Source organism: Pseudomonas paraeruginosa (assembly GCF_003025345.2).
Classification (GTDB): Bacteria; Pseudomonadota; Gammaproteobacteria; order Pseudomonadales; family Pseudomonadaceae; genus Pseudomonas; species Pseudomonas paraeruginosa.
Map to the genome: position 1 here is coordinate 4,738,991 of NZ_CP020560.1, position 18,383 is coordinate 4,757,373.

Below are 18,383 nucleotides of genomic sequence, written 5' to 3' on the forward strand. Positions count from 1 at the left end.
GCGACAGGACAGGCATGGCGCGCTACAAGGGCTAACCTGAATGCCACCAGTTCGCGGGAGACGCAGCATGGCCAGTCACTGGATGATCTACGGCGCCAACGGCTACACCGGCCGGCTGGTCGCCGAACAGGCGCGGCGCGAGGGCCTGACGCCGCTGCTCGGCGGGCGCAATCCGGCCGCCCTGCACGCGCTCAGCAGCCAGCTCGGGCTGGAGGGCCGGGTCTTCGATCTGGGCAATCCGCACGGCTGCCGCGAAGCGTTGAGCGACGTGCAGGTGGTAGCCCACTGCGCAGGTCCGTTCTCCGCCACCAGCGCGCCGATGATCGCCGCCTGCCGCGCCGCCGGCAGCCATTACGTGGACATCACCGGCGAGATCGCGGTGTTCGAGCAGGCCCATGCCGGCGACGCCGAGGCGCGCGAGGCGGGCATCGTGGTCTGCCCCGGGGTAGGTTTCGACGTGATCCCCACCGACTGCCTGGCCGCCTGCCTGAAGGAAGCCTTGCCGGACGCGCAGCGACTGGCGCTGGGCTTCGACACCGGCAGCGGACTCTCGACCGGAACCGCCAAGACCAGCGTCGAAGGCCTCAAGCTCGGCGGCAAGGTCCGCGAGAACGGACGCCTGCGCGACGTGCCGCTGGGCTACAGGCGCCGCGACATCGATTTCGGCCGCGGCCTGCGGCACGCCGTGACCATTCCCTGGGGCGACGTCGCCACCGCCTACTACAGCACCGGCATCCCGGACATCGAAGTCTACCTGCCGGCGCCGCCGCTGCTGGCCCTGGGCATGCGCCTGGTCGACCCGCTGCGGCCGCTGCTCGGTCGCGAACGGGTCCAGGACTGGCTCAAGGGCCAGGTCGACAAGCGCATCGCCGGCCCCGACCAGGCGGCCCGCGAACGCCAGCGCACCTGGGTCTGGGGCGAGGCGCGCAATGCCCGCGGCGAACGCCGCACGGCGCGCCTGGAAACCGCCAACGTCTACGACCTGACCGTGCACGGCGTGCTCCTGGCGGTGCGCCACCTGCTCGGCTACCAAGGCCCCGGCGGCTACTTCACGCCCTCGCAGCTGCTCGGCGCGCGCTGCGTCGAGGCGCTGCCCGGTTCCGGCCGGATCGCCGTCATCGGTTGATCAGCCGGCCACCCGCACCAGACCGTCGCCGGCACGGGCGAGCAGGTGCTCGGTGAGCGAGGCGAGCAGTTCACCGCCATTGCGCCAGTAGTGCCAGTACAGCGGCACGTCGATGACCTGGCCGGGCAACAGCTCGACCAGTTCGCCGCGGGCCAGTTCGCCCCACACCTGGCGCTCCGGTACCAACCCCCAGCCGAGGCCGCCGGCGGTGAGACGGACGAACCCTTCCGAGGACGGGCAGAGGTGGTGGATGAAACCGCCCTCGACGCCAAGGTCCTTGAGGAAGCGGTGTTGCAGCAGGTCGTCCGGACCGAACACGATCGCCGGCACCCTGGCCAGGGCGGCCGCTTCGACGCCCTGTGGAAAGTGCCGGGCGACGAACGCCGGGCTGGCCAGCCCGCGGTAGCGCATGGCGCCGAGCAGCAGCGAACGCGCGCCGGCCACCGGACGCGCGCTGCCGCAGACGCAGCCGGCCACCTCGCCCGCGCGCATGCGCTTGAGCCCGACTTCCTGGTCCTCCACAACCAGGTCCAGCAGCACCCGTCGCTCGGCGCAGAAGTCGCCCACCGCGGCGGCCCACCAGGTCGCCAGGCTATCGGCATTGAGGGCTATGCGCAGGCGCTCCGGGGCACCGCCCTCGTCGAGATTCGGCACCCGGCGCTGCAGGTCGCCCTCCAGCAGGCGTACCTGCTGCACATGGTTGAGCAGGCGACGGCCGAGATCGGTGGGTTGCGGTGGCGTCTCGCGCACCAGGACCGGCTGGCCGACCCGCGCCTCGAGCAGCTTGATCCGCTGCGATACCGCCGATTGCGACAGCCCCAGCGCCTGCGCGGCGCGCTCGAAACCGCCCTGCTCCACGACCGCGGCCAGCGCGGCGAGCAACTTGTAGTCGAACAAAATCAGTTTTCCTAATGAGAGATCAGCAGGATTCGTTTTCCTTATAAACCGTTCGCCATCACACTCGCCAGCACTTCCCGATCATCCACTGCGGACCGACCATGGCTGGCGAAACCTCGCTGCGTACCCTGCTGCGCACGCTCACTCCCGAACTCAATCCCGGCGACTACGTGTTCTGTACCTGCGCCGATGGCGCGCTGCCGGACGGCGCCGAGCCGATCGCCAGCTTCCGCGAGCGCGAGGGCCTGACCCTGGTGCTCGAACGCCAGCAAGCCGAACGCCTGGGCCTGCCCTACGAATACGTGGCGGCCTGGATCACCCTGACGGTGCACTCGTCGCTGGCGGCGGTGGGCCTGACCGCCGCCTTCGCCACGGCGCTGGCCGGAGCCGGGATCAGTTGCAACGTGATGGCCGGCTATTTCCACGATCATCTGTTCGTCGCCCGCGACGACGGCCCGCGCGCCCTCGCCGTCCTGCAGAAGCTGGCCAGGGAGGCGCACTGAGATGTGGCAGAGCTATTTCAACGGGATCCTGGTGGCCGCCGGCCTGATCATCGCCATCGGCGCGCAGAATGCCTTCGTCCTCGCCCAGAGCCTGCGCCGCGAGCATCACCTCGCGGTAGCCGCTCTCTGCGTGCTCTGCGACGCGATACTGGTCAGCCTCGGCGTGTTCGGCCTGGCCAGGCTGCTGGTGGAGAACCCGACACTACTGGCCATCGCCCGCTGGGGCGGGGTGGCCTTCCTGAGCTGGTACGGGCTCAAGGCGCTGCTTCGCGCGCTGCGCCCGGACGCGCTCGGCGACGCCGCGGAAACCGGCCCTCGCTCGCGCCGGGCGGTGCTGCTGGCGGCGCTGGCGGTGACCCTGCTCAACCCGCACGTCTATCTGGATACCGTCCTGCTGATCGGTTCGCTCGGCGCCCAGCAGGCCGCTCCCGGCGCCTACGCCCTTGGCGCGGCCAGCGCCTCGCTGATGTGGTTCTTCGCCCTCGCCCTCGGCGCTGCGTGGCTGGCGCCCTGGCTGGCGCGCCCGGCCACCTGGCGCCTGCTCGACCTGATGGTCGCCGCCATGATGATGGGCATGGCCGTCCAACTGGTCCTCCGCAGTTGAGCGGAAATCCGGCGAGGCGACCGAACCCCGGCGCCGCTACGCAGTCCAGAAGGAAGGTGGGCAGTGCGCCGAGTGGCCTTGCGAAGCCCGGCGCAGCGCGCTGCCATCGGCCTTTGCCCCTACAGTTGCTGCGTGGATATGCCCCGACACGGGTGCTATGATCCGGAGTTCGCGGCACTGGGAGCCTAGGCTCCGAGTCGCACCCGGCGCCCTTTCCGGAGCGCTCCGCCGAACGTCCCCCGGGGATCCAGGACGGGCTCCCGGACAGGCATCGGACCGGCCCCGTGAACCGGTCGCGCGCTAGCCGCGCCAGTCCTGACCTGAGGAAGAATAGGAGAGACACCATGGCTTTCGAATTGCCGCCGCTGCCTTACGAAAAGAATGCCCTTGAGCCGCACATTTCCGCCGAGACCCTGGAATACCACCACGACAAGCACCACAACACCTACGTGGTGAACCTGAACAACCTGATCCCGGGCACCGAGTTCGAAGGCAAGAGCCTGGAAGAGATCGTCAAGACCTCCTCCGGCGGCATCTTCAACAACGCCGCCCAGGTGTGGAACCACACCTTCTACTGGAACTGCCTGAGCCCCAACGGCGGTGGCCAGCCCACCGGTGCCCTGGCCGACGCGATCAACGCCGCCTTCGGCTCCTTCGACAAGTTCAAGGAAGAGTTCACCAAGACTTCCGTCGGCACCTTCGGCTCCGGCTGGGGCTGGCTGGTGAAGAAGGCCGACGGCTCCCTGGCCCTGGCCAGCACCATCGGCGCCGGCAACCCGCTGACCAGCGGCGACACCCCGCTGCTGACCTGCGACGTCTGGGAACACGCGTATTACATCGACTACCGCAACCTGCGTCCGAAGTACGTCGAAGCGTTCTGGAACCTGGTCAACTGGGACTTCGTGGCGAAGAACTTCGCTGCCTGAGTCTGTTCAGAACCACGAAAAAGCCCGGCATTCGCCGGGCTTTTTCGTTTTAATCTGTGGCCCAGGAGCCATCGTCTACCCTCAGGAACTGGTAGACCTCCGCTCGTGTTAGCCTCTTGAGGCAAAGAAGTTCTTCCTACCGGCTTGTCTTTCGCCCTGGCGACGTACAAGGAAGGCCCCTTGAAACTGGACTCCCGACACAGCCTCTCGCTCAAGCTGCTGCGTGTCGTGCTACTGGCGGCGCTGGCCGTTGGCGCAGTGCTCAGTTGCGCACAGATCGTCTTCGACGCCTACAAGGCCAGGCAGGCGGTGAACAGCGACGCCCAGCGCATCCTCGCGATGGTCCGCGACCCGTCCACCCAGGCGGTCTACAGCCTCGACCGGGAGATGGCGATGCAGGTCCTCGAGGGGCTGTTCCAGCACGAGGCGGTGCGCCAGGCGAGCATCGGCCACCCCGGCGAACCGATGCTGGCGGAGAAATCCAGGCCGCTGCTGGACCTGCCGACCCGCTGGCTGACCGACCCGATCCTCGGCCAGGAACGCACCTTCAGCATCCGCCTGATCGGCCGTCCGCCCTACAGCGAATACTACGGCGACCTGAAGATCACCCTGGACACCGCGCCCTACGGGGAAAACTTCGTCACTACCTCGGAGATCATCTTCATCTCCGGCATCCTCCGCGCCCTAGCCATGGGCCTGGTGCTGTTCCTGGTCTACCACTGGATGCTGACCAAGCCGCTGTCGAAGATCATCGAGCACCTGGTCAGCATCAATCCGGACCGCCCCGGCCAGCACCAGCTACCGCTGCTCAAGGGACACGAACGCAACGAACTGGGCCTCTGGGTGACCACCGCCAACCAGTTGCTCGCCTCCATCGAAAGCAACAGCCATCTGCGCCGCGAAGCCGAGGACAACCTGCTGCGCATCTCCCAGTACGACTTCCTCACCGGCCTGCCGAACCGCCAGTTGCTGCAGCAGCAGCTCGACCAGATCCTCGACGGCGCCGGCCGCCAGCAGCGCCGGGTGGCAGTGCTGTGCCTGGGCCTCGACGACTTCAAGGGGATCAACGAGCAGTACACCTACCAGCTCGGCGACCAGTTGCTGATCGCCCTCGCCGACCGCCTGCGTGGCCACAGCGCGCGGCTCGGTTCCCTGGCGCGGCTGGGCGGCGACCAGTTCGCCCTGGTCCAGGCCGACATCGAGCAACCCTACGAGGCGGCCGAGCTGGCGCAGAGCATCCTCGACGGCCTGGAGGCGCCGTTCGAGATCGACCAGCACGAGGTGCGCCTGCGCGCCACCATCGGCATCACCCTGTTCCCCGAGGATGGCGAGACCACCGAGAAGCTGCTGCAGAAGGCCGAGCAGACCATGACCCTGGCCAAGACCCGCTCGCGCAACCGCTACCAGTTCTACATCGCCAGCGTGGACAGCGAGATGCGGCGCCGCCGGGAACTGGAAAAGGACCTGCGCGACGCCTTGCAGCGCCACGAGTTGCACCTGGTCTACCAGCCACAGGTGGACTACCGCGACCACCGCGTGGTCGGCGTCGAGGCGCTGCTGCGCTGGCAACACCCGCTGCACGGCTTCGTTCCGCCGGACCTGTTCATTCCGCTGGCGGAGCAGAACGGCAGCATCTTCAGCATCGGCGAGTGGGTGCTCGACCAGGCCTGCCGGCAACTGCGCGAATGGCACGACCAGGGCTTCGACGACCTGCGCATGGCGGTCAACCTGTCCACCGTGCAACTCCACCACAACGCCCTGCCGCGGGTGGTCAGCAACCTGCTGCAGGTCTACCGCCTGCCGGCGCGCAGCCTGGAGCTGGAAGTCACCGAGACCGGCCTGATGGAAGACATCTCCACCGCCGCCCAGCACCTGCTCAGCCTGCGTCGCGCCGGCGCGCTGATCGCCATCGACGACTTCGGCACCGGTTACTCCTCGCTGAGCTACCTCAAGAGCCTGCCGCTGGACAAGATCAAGATCGACAAGAGCTTCGTCCAGGATCTGCTGCAGGACGAGGACGACGCCACCATCGTCCGCGCCATCATCCAACTCGGCAAGAGCCTGGGCATGCAGGTGATCGCCGAGGGCGTGGAAACCGCCGAGCAGGAGGCGTACATCATCGCCGAAGGCTGCCACGAAGGTCAGGGCTACCTGTACAGCAAGCCGCTGCCGGCCAGGGAATTGACCCAGTACCTCAAGCAGGCGCGGCGCCTGAGCCAGGCCACCAGCGAGCGGCCCTGAGGCCGCCGGAGGCACTTCGGACGACGACGCCGATATATCCCGGCACGGCGCGATCACGCTGCGGCCTTTTCAAAAATGCAAATCTTTCGCATTATGTGGCGGTTTTTCCGCGCCCTTCCGGACGTTCTCGACAAGCGCACGCCGCTTCGGCAAGCCACCAATAAAGCAAAGGAATCCGCCATGACTCGTATGCCCCTGGCCACCGCCAGTCTGCTGGCCCTCGCCATCTCCCTCGCCGGTTGCGGCGACGACAAGAAAGCCGAAGCGCCTGCGACCCCGGCGGCCAGCACCCAGCCCGCCGCTCCTGCCGCCGCCCCGGCCGCCAAGGTCGACGAGGCCGCCGCCAGGGCGGTGATCAAGAATTACGCGGATCTCGCCGAAGCCACTTTCGCCGACGCTCTGAGCACCGCCAGGGAGTTGCAGAAGGCCGTCGACGCGTTCCTCGCCAAGCCCGACGCGGAGACCCTGAAAGCCGCCAAGGAAGCCTGGTTCGCCGCCCGCACCCCCTACTCGCAGAGCGAAGCCTTCCGCTTCGGCAACGCGATCATCGACGACTGGGAAGGACAGGTTAACGCCTGGCCGCTGGACGAAGGCCTGATCGACTATGTCGCCAAGGACTACCAGCATGCCCTGGGCAACCCCGGCGCCACCGCCAACATCGTCGCCAACACCGAGATCCAGGTCGGCGAAGACAAGATCGACGTCAAGGAAATCACCGGCGAGAAACTGGCCGGCCTGAACGAGCTGGGCGGTTCCGAAGCCAACGTCGCCACCGGCTACCACGCCATCGAGTTCCTCCTCTGGGGCCAGGACCTGAACGGCACCGGTCCGGGCGCCGGCAACCGCCCCGCCACCGACTATGCCCAGGGCAAAGACTGCACCGGCGGTCATTGCGACCGCCGCGCCGCTTACCTGAAGTCGGTCACCGACCTGCTGGTCAGCGACCTCGAATACATGGCCGGACAGTGGAAAGCCGGCGTCGCCGACAACTACCGCGCCAAGCTGGAAGCCGAGCCGGTGGATACCGGCCTGCGCAAGATGTTCTTCGGCATGGGCAGCCTGTCCCTCGGCGAACTGGCCGGCGAGCGCATGAAGGTCGCACTGGAGGCCAACTCCACCGAGGACGAGCACGACTGCTTCAGCGACGACACCCACCACACCCTGTTCTTCAATGCCAAGAGCATCCGCAACATCTACCTGGGCGAGTACAAGCGCGTCGACGGCAGCGTGGTGAAAGGCCCGAGCCTGGCCGACCTGGTCGCCAAGGCCGACGCCGCCGCCAACGACACCCTGAAGGCCGACCTTGCCGACACCGAGGCCAAGCTGCAGGTCATCGTCGACAGCGCCGAGAAGGATGGTGTGCACTTCGACCAGATGATCGCCCCGGACAACAAGGAAGGCCAGCAGAAGATCCGCGACGCCATCGCCGCCCTGGTCAAGCAGACCGGCGCCATCGAGCAGGCCGCGGGCAAGCTGGGCATCCAGGACCTGAAGCCGGATAACGCCGACCACCAGTTCTGATCCCTTCCTGCGTCAACAGCGTGCGGCCCATGGCCGCACGTTGCGTTTCAGGCCCGCCGCTGCGGGCTGCGGGGGCCTTTACAAACGCAAATCCCTCTTATTTTGATTAGCCCCAACTGGTAAGCTTGCGGGCTGTCTCCACGCAGTCCGGATGTTCGCCGATGTCGTTGCCGTCACCTCTTACACCGCTCGCCTGCCTCCTGACGGCGCTCCTCCTGAGCGGCTGCGGCGCCAGCGACGAGCCGCCGCGCGCCGAGCCCGGCGAACAGCTCTCCGGGGGCGCGGCCACGGTGCAGCAAAGCGACCGCAACGCCTTCTCCCTGCCGTCCGCCAACCTCGCCCCTAGCCGGCGCCTGGACTTCAGCGTCGGCAACAGCTTCTTCCGCAACCCCTGGGTCATCGCCCCTTCCTCCACCACCGCGCGCGACGGCCTCGGCCCGCTGTTCAACACCAACGCCTGCCAGAACTGCCACGTCAAGGACGGCCGCGGCCATCCGCCGGGGCCGGACGCGGTGAGCGCGGTGTCGATGCTGGTGCGCCTGTCGATCCCGGCCGGCCCGGACGACCAGCAGACCCTGTTGCACCAGGGGGTGATTCCCGAGCCGACCTATGGTGGCCAGTTGCAGGACGTCGGCATTCCGGGCGTCGCCCCGGAAGGCAAGGTGCGGGTGGACTACGAACCGCTGAAAGTGAGGTTCGACGACGGCACCGAGGTCGAACTGCGCAAGCCGGTCCTGCGCATCAGCCAGCTCGGCTACGGGCCGATGCACCCGCAGACGATGTTCTCGGCCCGTGTCGCCCCGCCGATGATCGGCCTCGGTCTGCTCGAAGCGATACCCGAAGCGGCGATCCTGGCCAATGCCGACCCGGACGACCGCAACGGCGACGGTATCCGCGGGCGCGCCAACCAGGTCTGGGACGCCGCGCGCCAGCGCAGCGCGCTCGGCCGCTTCGGCTGGAAGGCTGGCCAGCCGGACATCCCGCAGCAGAACGCGCACGCCTTCGCCGACGACATGGGCCTGACCAGCAGCCTGCGGCCCCACGACGACTGCAGCCCCGCCCAGGTCGAGTGCCGCCGGGCGCCCAACGGCGGCGAACCGGAAGTCAGCGATAACATCTTCGCCCAGGTGCTGTTCTATAGCCGCAACCTGGCGGTCCCGGCGCGACGCAAGGTGGAAGACCCGCAGGTGCTGGCCGGCAAGCGCCTGTTCGCCCAGGCCAACTGCGTCGCCTGCCATGTTCCCAGCTTCACCACCGGCGCCAACGCCAGCGAGCCGGAGCTGGCCAACCAGGTGATCCGCCCCTATTCCGACCTGCTGCTGCATGACATGGGCGACGGCTTGGCGGACAATCGCCCGGAATTTCTCGCCAGCGGGCGGGACTGGCGCACCCCGCCGCTGTGGGGCATCGGCCTGACCGAGACGGTCAACGGCCATACCCAGTTCCTTCACGACGGGCGCGCCCGCAACCTGCTGGAGGCGATCCTCTGGCACGGCGGCGAAGCCGAAGCGGCCAAGCGGCATGTGCTCGGCTTCGACGCCGACCAGCGCAGCGCCCTGCTGGCCTTCCTGAATTCACTCTGAGGAGCCCACATGTTCCGCCCACGACTGCTCTTGACCAGCCTCGCCATCGCCCTCGGCGCCTGTTCGCCGCAAGACCCGCAGGCCGTCACCAGTGCCGCCCTGGCGCAACAGGTGATCCTGCCGACCTACAGCCGCTGGGTGGAGGCCGACCAGGCCCTGGCCAGCAGCGCCCTGGCCTACTGCCAGGGCAAGGAAGAACTGGCCAAGGCCCGTGACGCGTTCCATGCCGCGCAGAAGGCCTGGGCCGAGCTGCAACCACTGCTGATCGGCCCGCTGGCCGAAGGCAACCGCGCCTGGCAGGTGCAGTTCTGGCCGGACAAGAAGGATCTGGTCGGCCGCCAGGTCGAGCAGTTGCTCAAGAGCAACCCGCAGGTCGACGCCGCGGCCCTGGCCAAGGCCAGCGTGGTGGTACAGGGGCTCTCCGCCTACGAGTACATCCTCTTCGACAGCAAGATCGATCTCGCCGACGCCGCCACCAAGGCCCGTTACTGCCCCTTGCTGGAAGCCATCGGCACCCACCAGCAGCAACTGGCCCAGGACATCCTGGCGCGCTGGAAGAACGACGGCGGCATGCTCACCCAGATGAGCAAGTTCCCCAACGATCGCTACGCCGACGCCCACGAGGCGATCGCCGAACTGCTGCGGGTACAGGTCACCGCCCTGGACATGCTGAAGAAGAAGCTCGGCACGCCGCTGGGCCGGCAGAGCAAGGGCATTCCCCAGCCCTACCAGGCCGAGGCCTGGCGCAGCAACGCTTCGCTGGCCAGCCTGGACGCCAGCCTGGGCGGCGCCCAGGCGCTCTGGGAAGGCATCGATGGCAAGGGTCTGAAGACCCTGCTGCCGGCCGAGCAGAAGGACCTGGCCGGCAAGATCGACGCCGCCTACGCCGACAGCCATGCGAAGCTGATGGCGCTGGAACAGAAACCGCTCTCCGAACTGCTCGCCAGCGAGGACGGGCGCACCCAGCTCAACGCCCTCTACGACAGCCTGAACGTGGTCCATCGCCTGCACGAAGGCGACCTGGCCCGCGCCCTCGGCGTGCAACTGGGCTTCAACGCCAACGATGGCGACTGAGGTCGGCGCCATGCTGCGACGTCATGTGATCGGCCTGGGCAGCCTGTTGCTCGGCGCCTTGTCCTTCGGTGGCTGGAGCTTCAGCCGCCAGGGTAGTCAGCCGCTGGTGCTGTCGGCGCGCGACGACGCCGAGGGCCAGCACTACGCGGTGGGCTACCGCCTGGATGGCAAGCGCCAGTTCGCCACCCGCGTGGCCCAGCGCTGCCACGACATCGTCCAGCACCCGAGCCTGCCGCTGGCGCTGTTCGTCGCCCGCCGGCCGGGCACCGAAAGCTACCTGATCGACCTGCGCGACGGTCGCCTGCTGCAGACCCTGGTCTCGCAGGAAAACCGCCACTTCTACGGCCACGGCGTGTTCCACCAGGGCGGCGAATGGCTCTACGCTACCGAGAACGACACCACCGACCCCGGCCGCGGCGTGCTCGGCGTCTACCGTTTCGACGGCGAACGACTGCAACACAGCGGCGAGATCTCCACCCACGGCCTCGGGCCGCACCAGGTTTCCTGGATGCCCGACGGCGAAACCCTGGTGGTGGCCAACGGCGGCATTCGCACCGAGGCGGAAAGCCGGGTCGAGATGAACCTCGACGCCATGGAGCCAAGCCTGGTGCTGATGCGCCGCGACGGCAGCCTGCTCTCCAGGGAAACCCTGCCACAGCAGATGAACAGCGTCCGCCACCTGGCGATCGGTCGCGACGGCACCATCGTCGCCGGCCAGCAGTTCATGGGCGACGCCCACGAACATGCCGACCTGCTGGCGATCAAGCGCCCCGGCGGCCCTTTCGAAGCCTTCCCGGTGGCCGAGGAACAGCGCCTGGCAATGGCCCAGTACACCGCCAGCGTGGCGATCCACGACGAGCTGCGCCTGGTGGCCCTGACCGCTCCGCGCGGCAACCGCTTCTTCATCTGGGACCTGGACAGCGGCGCCGTGCGCCTGGACGCGCCATTGCCGGACTGCGCTGGCGTAGGCGCGGTGCGGAACGGCTTCGTCGTCACTTCCGGACAGGGGCGTTGCCGCTTCTATGACTGCCAGGGCGAACGCATCGCCGCGCAACCGCTGGAGCTGCCTTCCGGCCTCTGGGACAATCACCTGCACCTGGCCTGAAAGCGGCGCGCAGCGCTGGTTCCGGGTTCCCGGCGAAGGCCGCGGGCGGCCTGCTAGCTGCCTGGCAGCTTTCGCCAGCCCGCTGCTTTGACAAGCCTTGAAAGCTGCACGTAATGTGTCGGACTCGCCCCGCGATGGGGCGCTCTCGACATACCAGGGACCAGGATTATGTTGCTCCGCCGCATGTTGATCATGCTCGCCGCAGTGATCGCCGTGGTGGCGATTCTCGCCGGCTACAAGGTCTATTCCATTCGTCAGCAGATCGCGCTTTTCAGCGCGCCGAAACCACCGATCAGCGTGACCGCCAGCCTGGCCGAGCGGCGACCGTGGCAAAGCCGCCTGCCGGCCATCGGCAGCCTCAAGGCGTTCCAGGGCGTGACTCTCACCGCCGAGGTCTCCGGCACGGTACGCGACGTGCTGTTCCTCTCCGGCGATCAGGTGCGGCTGGACCAGCCGCTGATCCAGTTGGAAAGCGACGTCGAGGAAGCCACCCTGCGCACCGCCGAGGCCGATCTCGGCCTGGCCAGGGCCGAGTACCAGCGCGGCCGCGAACTGATCGGCAGCAAGGCCATCTCGAAAAGCGAGTTCGATCGCCTCGCCGCACAGTGGGCGAAGACCAGCGCCACCGTCGCCGAACTCAAGGCGGCACTGGCGAAGAAGCGCCTGCTCGCGCCCTTCGCCGGGACCATCGGCATCCGCCAGGTGGACGTCGGCGACTATGTCTCGCCCGGCACGCCGATCGCCACCTTGCAGGACCTGTCCACCCTGCTGCTGGACTTCCACCTGCCGGAGCAGGATTTCCCCCTGCTCAGCCGCGGCCAGCTGGTGAAGGTCCGGGTCGCCGCCTACCCCGGCCAGGTGTTCGACGCCGAGATCGCCGCGATCAACCCCAAGGTCGACAACGCAACCCGCAACCTGCAGGTCCGCGCCGCCCTGGAGAACCCGGGCGGCAAGCTGCTGCCGGGGATGTTCGCCAACCTGGAGGTGATGCTGCCGGGCGAGGAACAACGCATCGTGGTGCCGGAGACGGCGATCACCTTCACCCTCTATGGCGACTCGATCTACGTGGTCGGGCAGAAGAAGGACAGGCAGGGCCAGGCTTCGAAGGATGACAAGGGCCAGCCGCAACTGGTCGTCGAGCGCCGCTTCGTCAAGGTCGGCGAGCGCCGCGAAGGCCAGGCGGTGGTGCTCGAAGGCCTGCGGGACGGCGAGCAGGTGGTGACCTCCGGGCAACTGAAGCTCGACAACGGCGCCGCGGTGGCCATCGTCGCCGAGCGGGACCTCCAGCAAGGGCACTGAGTCGCACGCCTGACCGCCTTGCGGCAGGCCTGCCAAGGGACTGAAACATGGCTTTTACCGATCCGTTCATTCGTCGCCCGGTCCTCGCCTGCGTGGTCAGCCTGCTGATCGTCCTGCTCGGCATGCAGGCCTTCAGCAAGCTGGTGATCCGCGAATATCCGCAGATGGAGAACGCGCTGATCACGGTGACCACGCTCTACGCCGGAGCCAACGCGGAGACCATCCAGGGCTACATCACCCAGCCGCTGCAGCAGAGCCTGGCCAGCGCCGAAGGCATCGACTACATGACCTCGGTGAGCCGGCAGAACTACTCGACCATCTCGATCTACGCACGGATCGGCGCCAACACCGATCGCCTGGTCACCGAGCTGCTGGCCAAGTCCAACGAGGTGAAGAGCCAGCTGCCGCCGGACGCCGAGGACCCGGTGCTGCAGAAGGAGGCCGCCGACGCCTCGGCGCTGATGTACATCAGCTTCTACAGCGAGCAGATGAACAACCCGCAGATCACCGACTACCTGTCGCGGGTGATCCAGCCCAAGCTGGCGACCCTGCCCGGCATCGCCGAGGCGGAGATCCTCGGCAACCAGGTGTTCGCCATGCGCCTGTGGCTGGACCCGGTGAAGATGGCCGCGTTCGGCGTCACCGCCGGCGAGATCAACCAGGCGGTGCGGCAGTACAACTTCCTCGCCGCCGCCGGCGAAGTGAAGGGCCAGTTGGTGGTCACCAGCGTCAACGCCTCCACCGACCTCAAGTCGCCGCAAGCCTTCGCCGCCATCCCGGTGAAGACCGACGGCGACCGCCGGGTGCTGATGGGCGACGTCGCGCGGGTCGAGCTGGGCGCCGCCAGCTACGATGCGATCAGTTCGTTCAACGGCATCCCGTCGGTCTATATCGGTATCAAGGGCACGCCCAGCGCCAACCCGCTGGACGTGATCAAGGAAGTGCGGGCGAAGATGCCCGAACTGGAAGAACAGTTGCCGCCGAACCTCAAGGTGTCCATTGCCTACGACGCCACGCGCTTCATCCAGGCCTCCATCGACGAGGTGGTGAAGACCCTCGGCGAGGCGGTGCTGATCGTCATCGTGGTGGTGTTCCTGTTCCTCGGCGCGTTCCGCTCGGTGCTGATCCCGGTGGTGACCATCCCGCTGTCGATGATCGGCGTGCTGTTCTTCATGCAGGCCATGGGCTACTCGATCAACCTGCTGACCCTGCTGGCGATGGTCCTGGCCATCGGCCTGGTGGTGGACGACGCGATCGTGGTGGTGGAGAACATCCATCGCCACATCGAGGAGGGCAAGACACCTTTCGACGCCGCGCTGGAGGGGGCGCGGGAGATCGCCATCCCGGTGGTCAGCATGACCATCACCCTGGCCGCGGTGTACGCGCCGATCGGCTTCCTCACCGGTCTCACCGGCGCGCTGTTCAAGGAATTCGCCTTCACCCTCGCCGGCGCGGTGATCATCTCCGGGGTGGTCGCCCTGACCCTGTCGCCGATGATGTGCTCGCGCCTGCTGCGCCACGAGGAAAACCCGTCGGGCCTGGCGCATCGCCTCGACCTGCTCTTCGAGGGCCTGAAACGCCGCTACCAGCGCGCCCTCCACGGCACCCTGGAGACCCGTCCGGTGGTGCTGGTATTCGCCGTGCTGGTGCTGGCGCTGATCCCGCTCCTGCTGATGTTCACCAAGAAGGAACTGGCGCCGGAAGAGGACCAGGGCATCGTCTTCCTCATGACCAACTCGCCGCAGACCGCCAACCTCGACTACCTGAACCGCTACACCGCCGAGTTCGAAGGCATCTTCCGCAGCTTCCCGGAGTACTACTCGGCGTTCCAGATCAACGGCTACAACGGCGTCCAGGCCGGTATCGGCGGCATGCTGCTCAAGCCCTGGGACGAACGCGAGAAGAGCCAGATGGAACTGCTCCACGCGGTACAGGCCAGGCTCAACGAGATCCCCGGCGTGCAGATCTTCGCCTTCAACCTGCCGTCGCTGCCGGGCACCGGCGAGGGCCTGCCGTTCCAGTTCGTGCTCAACACCGCCAACGACTACGAGTCGCTGCTGCAGGTGGCGCAACGGGTCAAGCAGCGCGCCACGGAGTCCGGCAAGTTCGCCTTCCTCGACCTCGACCTGGCCTTCGACAAGCCCGAACTGGTGGTCGACATCGACCGCGAGAAGGCCGCGCAGATGGGCGTCTCCATGCAGGACCTGGGGGTGGCGCTGGCCAGCCTGCTCGGCGAGGGCGAGATCAACCGCTTCACCATCGACGGGCGCAGCTACAAGGTGATCGCCCAGGTCGAACGCCCCTACCGTGACAATCCCGGCTGGCTCGGCAGCTACTACGTGAAAAGCAGCGACGGCCAGCTGGTCGCACTCTCGACCCTGATCGAGACCCGCGAACGGGCGCGGCCGCGCCAGTTGAACCAGTTCCAGCAACTCAACTCGGCGATCATCTCCGGCTTCCCCATCGTCAGCATGGGCGAGGCCATCGAGACCGTGCAGCAGATCGCCCGCGAGGAGGCCCCGCGCGGCTTCGCCGTCGACTATGCTGGCGCCTCGCGGCAGTACGTGCAGGAAGGCAACGCGCTGCTGGTCACCTTCGGCCTGGCCCTGGCGATCATCTTCCTGGTCCTCGCCGCGCAGTTCGAAAGCTTCCGCGACCCGCTGGTGATCATGGTCACCGTGCCGCTTTCGATCTGCGGCGCGCTGGTGCCGCTGTTCCTGGGCGTGTCGAGCCTGAACATCTATACCCAGGTCGGCCTGGTGACGCTGATCGGGCTGATCAGCAAGCACGGCATCCTGATCGTCGAGTTCGCCAACCAGCTACGCCACGAACAGGGCCTGGGGCGCCGCGAGGCCATCGAACAGGCGGCGGCGATCCGCCTGCGGCCGGTACTGATGACCACCGCGGCGATGGTGCTCGGGGTGATCCCGCTGATCCTCGCCAGCGGCGCCGGCGCGGTCAGTCGCTTCGACATCGGCATCGTGATCGCCACCGGGATGTCGGTGGGCACCCTCTTCACCCTGTTCGTGCTGCCGTGCATCTATACCCTGGTGGCGCGGCCGGATGCTCCACCCGGCGTGACGCAGCCGGCAGACGCGCACTGATCCGGAACGGCGGACAGCGCCCACGGCGCCGTCCGCCGACGCTTGCGCCGCCTCCCCGGCCATCCCGCCGCAATCCTATGTCCGCCGGCAGCCGCCTCCAGTAGACTGCCTGCTGAAACGCAGTGGTGAGACGAGCATGGCCGAGAGCGCTTTTTCCGAACGTATCGTGCAGAACCTGCTGGATACCGACTTCTACAAGCTGACCATGATGCAGGCGGTGCTGCACAACTATCCCAATGCCGAGGTGGAATGGGAGTTCCGCTGCCGCAACCAGGAAGACCTGCGCCTCTACCTGCCGGCCATCCGCGAACAGATCGAGTACCTCGCGGGCCTGGCGATCAGCGACGAGCAACTGGCCTTCCTCGAACGCATCCCCTTCCTGGCGCCGGATTTCATCCGTTTCCTCGGCCTGTTCCGCTTCAACCCGCGCTACGTGCAGACCGGCATCGAGAACGACGAGTTCTTCCTGCGCCTGAAAGGCCCCTGGCTGCACGTGATCCTCTTCGAGGTGCCGCTGCTGGCGATGATCAGCGAAGTGCGCAACCGCGCGCGCTACCCGAACGCGACCATCGAGCAGGCTCGCGAGCGCCTGCGGGAGAAGTTCGACTGGCTGCGCCGCGAGGCCGGCGCCGAAGAGCTGGCCGGCTTCAAGATGGCCGACTTCGGTACCCGCCGGCGCTTCTCCTACCGGGTCCATGAGGCCGTGGTGAGCGGCCTGAAGGAAGACTTCCCGGGCTGCTTCGTCGGCACCAGCAATGTCCACCTGGCGCGCAAGCTGGATCTCAAGCCGCTGGGCACCATGGCCCACGAATGGCTGATGGCGCACCAACAGCTCGGCCCGCGCCTGATCGACAGCCAGAGTGCCGCGCTGGACTGCTGGGTCCGCGAGTATCGCGGGCTGCTCGGCATCGCCTTGACCGATTGCATCACCACCGATGCCTTCCTGCGCGACTTCGACCTCTACTTCGCCAAGCTCTTCGACGGCCTGCGCCACGACTCGGGCGACCCGCTGCTATGGGCGGAGAAGACCATCGCCCACTACCTGAAGCTGGGCATCGACCCGCTGACCAAGACCCTGGTGTTCTCCGACGGCCTCGACCTGCCCAGGGCGCTGAAGATCTATCGCGCCCTGCGGGGACGGATCAACGTCAGCTTCGGCATCGGCACGCACTTCACCTGCGACCTGCCGGGCGTCGAACCGATGAACATCGTAGTGAAGATGAGCGCCTGCAACGGCCATCCGGTGGCGAAGATCTCCGATACCCCGGGCAAGGCCCAGTGCCGGGACCCGGACTTCATCCACTACCTCAAGCACGTGTTCCAGGTCGCCTAGGGCGGGGCCTGGCCTACCGCGGCAAGGCGCCGAATGACGCCCGGAGCCAGTCGGTCGATCTTCCGGTGAACTCATCGCCCACGAAAAAGCCCCGCTCAGGCGGGGCTTTCTCATCAAGGAGTCTCAGCGCGAGAGGCTGGCTCCCCCCTGGGAAAGACCGAACATCAACAGCAGGATGTCCTTGTTCGGCTGGACCTCCTGCCGCGTCGGCCGCTCGGCCTTCAGCACCGAGGGTGTCGGACAGTACTCGTGGCCGCCGCTCATCTGCACCACGTTCGGCGCGGGTTCGTGCCAGGCGGCAGCCGCGGCCGTGGCCACGGCGAGAGCGCCGACCAGCAACAAACCTCGAGTGATTTCTAGTTTCATGTCTGCAACCCTTTGATGGCGCTGCCAAACGCCGTCTGGTAACCATAGATGAAGGCTTGCCACTGCGCGCTGGTCCACGACGAACGGCGCTTCAACTGCTTCAGATCGTGCCGGGACGCCCTGTTCACGGTGAGGCGACGACGGCTTTTCTCCAGGTCGATCAGCGCCACCTCGATGGTCTCGCCCTCGACGCGGACGAAAATGTGCTTCGGATACAGGCAACCATGCTGCCAGTGGGCAAGGTTCATGCGGGCGATGGTAGCGCCGATTTGTTGCAGAATTCTTTGGTGCTTCGCTTCGCCCCAACGATCCTGGTCACCGCGCGCATAGCACTCGTCGAGGCTGGAGAAACCCTCCAGGGCCTCGGTGACCAGCAGCGCCTGCCATTGCCCATCGACCTTGCGGCAGCCGGAGTAGACCAGGCGCGGCACGCGGATGCCGAGCGATTCGAAGGCCCGCAGCGCGTCGCGCTCGCGCATGGCGGTGGGATAGCCGAACGGACGTTGCCAGTCGCGGTAGACGTGCCCGGTCTGCTGCTTGCGATAGAGCAGCCGTCCATCGCCGGTGTACACCCGCTGCACGCCGCTGGCGCCGCCGCGCCGCTCGTTGGGCTCCTCGACCCAGCTGCCGGGCACCTGCAACCACTGGTCGATGGCGGAGTCGCCGGAAATACGTTGCAGGGATGCCAGATCGGGAGCCAT

15 protein-coding genes are annotated in these 18,383 nt (G+C 67.2%); 12 read left to right on the forward strand and 3 right to left on the reverse strand.

All coding sequences use genetic code 11. The annotated features are described in order from the left end of the window. The first annotated feature begins 67 nt into the window (after window positions 1-67). Window positions 68-1,126, forward strand: coding sequence for a saccharopine dehydrogenase family protein (locus tag B7D75_RS22450; protein ID WP_043101456.1), 1,059 nt, complete (start codon window positions 68-70; stop codon window positions 1,124-1,126). Here B7D75_RS22450 and B7D75_RS22455 read toward each other — a convergent pair whose 3' ends face one another. Continuing rightward, window positions 1,127-2,029 carry a LysR family transcriptional regulator ArgP gene (locus B7D75_RS22455; RefSeq protein ID WP_107114440.1) on the reverse strand — a complete coding sequence of 301 codons (903 nt, stop codon included), beginning with the start codon at window positions 2,027-2,029 and terminating at the stop codon, window positions 1,127-1,129. Between the two features lie 95 nt (window positions 2,030-2,124). On the opposite strand from B7D75_RS22455, the gene B7D75_RS22460 reads away from it, so the two are divergent. The 11 genes from B7D75_RS22460 to pncB all read left to right on the forward strand — a co-directional run bounded on the left by B7D75_RS22460 (window position 2,125) and on the right by pncB (window position 17,316). Further along, window positions 2,125-2,526, forward strand: a complete 402-nt coding sequence (locus B7D75_RS22460; RefSeq protein ID WP_033999766.1) for an ACT domain-containing protein — start codon at window positions 2,125-2,127, stop codon at window positions 2,524-2,526. Window position 2,527: 1 nt separating this feature from the next. Then, on the forward strand, window positions 2,528-3,130 hold the full coding sequence (locus B7D75_RS22465; protein WP_107114441.1) for a LysE/ArgO family amino acid transporter: 603 nt from the start codon (window positions 2,528-2,530) through the stop codon (window positions 3,128-3,130). A gap of 344 nt (window positions 3,131-3,474) precedes the next feature. Beyond that, window positions 3,475-4,056 (forward strand): superoxide dismutase [Fe], encoded by a 582-nt coding sequence (sodB, locus tag B7D75_RS22470; protein ID WP_012077164.1) that lies wholly within the window; start codon window positions 3,475-3,477, stop codon window positions 4,054-4,056. Between the two features lie 180 nt (window positions 4,057-4,236). Beyond that, entirely contained in the window at window positions 4,237-6,297 is a 2,061-nt protein-coding gene (bifA, locus tag B7D75_RS22475; protein WP_003156316.1) for a cyclic-di-GMP phosphodiesterase BifA, read from the forward strand. Window positions 6,298-6,477: 180 nt separating this feature from the next. After that, on the forward strand, window positions 6,478-7,818 hold the full coding sequence (locus B7D75_RS22480) for an imelysin family protein (RefSeq protein WP_107114442.1): 1,341 nt from the start codon (window positions 6,478-6,480) through the stop codon (window positions 7,816-7,818). Between the two features lie 161 nt (window positions 7,819-7,979). Then, complete coding sequence (locus tag B7D75_RS22485; protein WP_012077166.1) at window positions 7,980-9,401, forward strand: di-heme oxidoreductase family protein; 1,422 nt, start codon at window positions 7,980-7,982, stop codon at window positions 9,399-9,401. Between the two features lie 9 nt (window positions 9,402-9,410). Next, window positions 9,411-10,475 (forward strand): imelysin family protein, encoded by a 1,065-nt coding sequence (locus B7D75_RS22490; protein ID WP_107114443.1) that lies wholly within the window; start codon window positions 9,411-9,413, stop codon window positions 10,473-10,475. 10 nt (window positions 10,476-10,485) lie between these two features. Then, the gene (locus B7D75_RS22495; RefSeq protein ID WP_043101461.1) at window positions 10,486-11,580 is read left to right on the forward strand and encodes a DUF1513 domain-containing protein; all 1,095 of its coding nucleotides are present in this window, start codon (window positions 10,486-10,488) and stop codon (window positions 11,578-11,580) included. A 168-nt stretch (window positions 11,581-11,748) separates the two neighbouring features. Continuing rightward, window positions 11,749-12,879 (forward strand): multidrug efflux RND transporter periplasmic adaptor subunit MexV, encoded by a 1,131-nt coding sequence (gene mexV / locus B7D75_RS22500; RefSeq protein ID WP_107114444.1) that lies wholly within the window; start codon window positions 11,749-11,751, stop codon window positions 12,877-12,879. A 47-nt stretch (window positions 12,880-12,926) separates the two neighbouring features. Next, on the forward strand, window positions 12,927-15,983 hold the full coding sequence (gene mexW / locus B7D75_RS22505; protein WP_107114445.1) for a multidrug efflux RND transporter permease subunit MexW: 3,057 nt from the start codon (window positions 12,927-12,929) through the stop codon (window positions 15,981-15,983). A gap of 136 nt (window positions 15,984-16,119) precedes the next feature. Next, window positions 16,120-17,316, forward strand: a complete 1,197-nt coding sequence (pncB, locus tag B7D75_RS22510; RefSeq protein ID WP_003156305.1) for a nicotinate phosphoribosyltransferase — start codon at window positions 16,120-16,122, stop codon at window positions 17,314-17,316. Between the two features lie 123 nt (window positions 17,317-17,439). On the opposite strand, the gene B7D75_RS22515 is transcribed toward pncB, so the two are convergent. After that, complete coding sequence (locus B7D75_RS22515; protein ID WP_012077171.1) at window positions 17,440-17,682, reverse strand: hypothetical protein; 243 nt, start codon at window positions 17,680-17,682, stop codon at window positions 17,440-17,442. Then, complete coding sequence (locus B7D75_RS22520; protein ID WP_003156301.1) at window positions 17,679-18,383, reverse strand: lipopolysaccharide kinase InaA family protein; 705 nt, start codon at window positions 18,381-18,383, stop codon at window positions 17,679-17,681. The genes B7D75_RS22515 and B7D75_RS22520 overlap by 4 nt, the downstream gene beginning before the upstream one ends.

Excerpts from the sequence above, each read along its gene's own strand:
- B7D75_RS22520 (WP_003156301.1), bottom strand. The coding sequence starts at position 18,383 with ATGGCTCCCGATCTGGCATCCCTGCAACGTATTTCCGGCGACTCCGCC.
- B7D75_RS22490 (WP_107114443.1), top strand. The coding sequence starts at position 9,411 with ATGTTCCGCCCACGACTGCTCTTGACCAGCCTCGCCATCGCCCTCGGC.
- B7D75_RS22515 (WP_012077171.1), bottom strand. The coding sequence starts at position 17,682 with ATGAAACTAGAAATCACTCGAGGTTTGTTGCTGGTCGGCGCTCTCGCC.
- sodB (WP_012077164.1), top strand. The coding sequence starts at position 3,475 with ATGGCTTTCGAATTGCCGCCGCTGCCTTACGAAAAGAATGCCCTTGAG.
- B7D75_RS22465 (WP_107114441.1), top strand. The coding sequence starts at position 2,528 with ATGTGGCAGAGCTATTTCAACGGGATCCTGGTGGCCGCCGGCCTGATC.
- B7D75_RS22485 (WP_012077166.1), top strand. The coding sequence starts at position 7,980 with ATGTCGTTGCCGTCACCTCTTACACCGCTCGCCTGCCTCCTGACGGCG.
- mexV (WP_107114444.1), top strand. The coding sequence starts at position 11,749 with ATGTTGCTCCGCCGCATGTTGATCATGCTCGCCGCAGTGATCGCCGTG.
- B7D75_RS22495 (WP_043101461.1), top strand. The coding sequence starts at position 10,486 with ATGCTGCGACGTCATGTGATCGGCCTGGGCAGCCTGTTGCTCGGCGCC.
- B7D75_RS22480 (WP_107114442.1), top strand. The coding sequence starts at position 6,478 with ATGACTCGTATGCCCCTGGCCACCGCCAGTCTGCTGGCCCTCGCCATC.
- pncB (WP_003156305.1), top strand. The coding sequence starts at position 16,120 with ATGGCCGAGAGCGCTTTTTCCGAACGTATCGTGCAGAACCTGCTGGAT.
- B7D75_RS22450 (WP_043101456.1), top strand. The coding sequence starts at position 68 with ATGGCCAGTCACTGGATGATCTACGGCGCCAACGGCTACACCGGCCGG.
- B7D75_RS22460 (WP_033999766.1), top strand. The coding sequence starts at position 2,125 with ATGGCTGGCGAAACCTCGCTGCGTACCCTGCTGCGCACGCTCACTCCC.
- mexW (WP_107114445.1), top strand. The coding sequence starts at position 12,927 with ATGGCTTTTACCGATCCGTTCATTCGTCGCCCGGTCCTCGCCTGCGTG.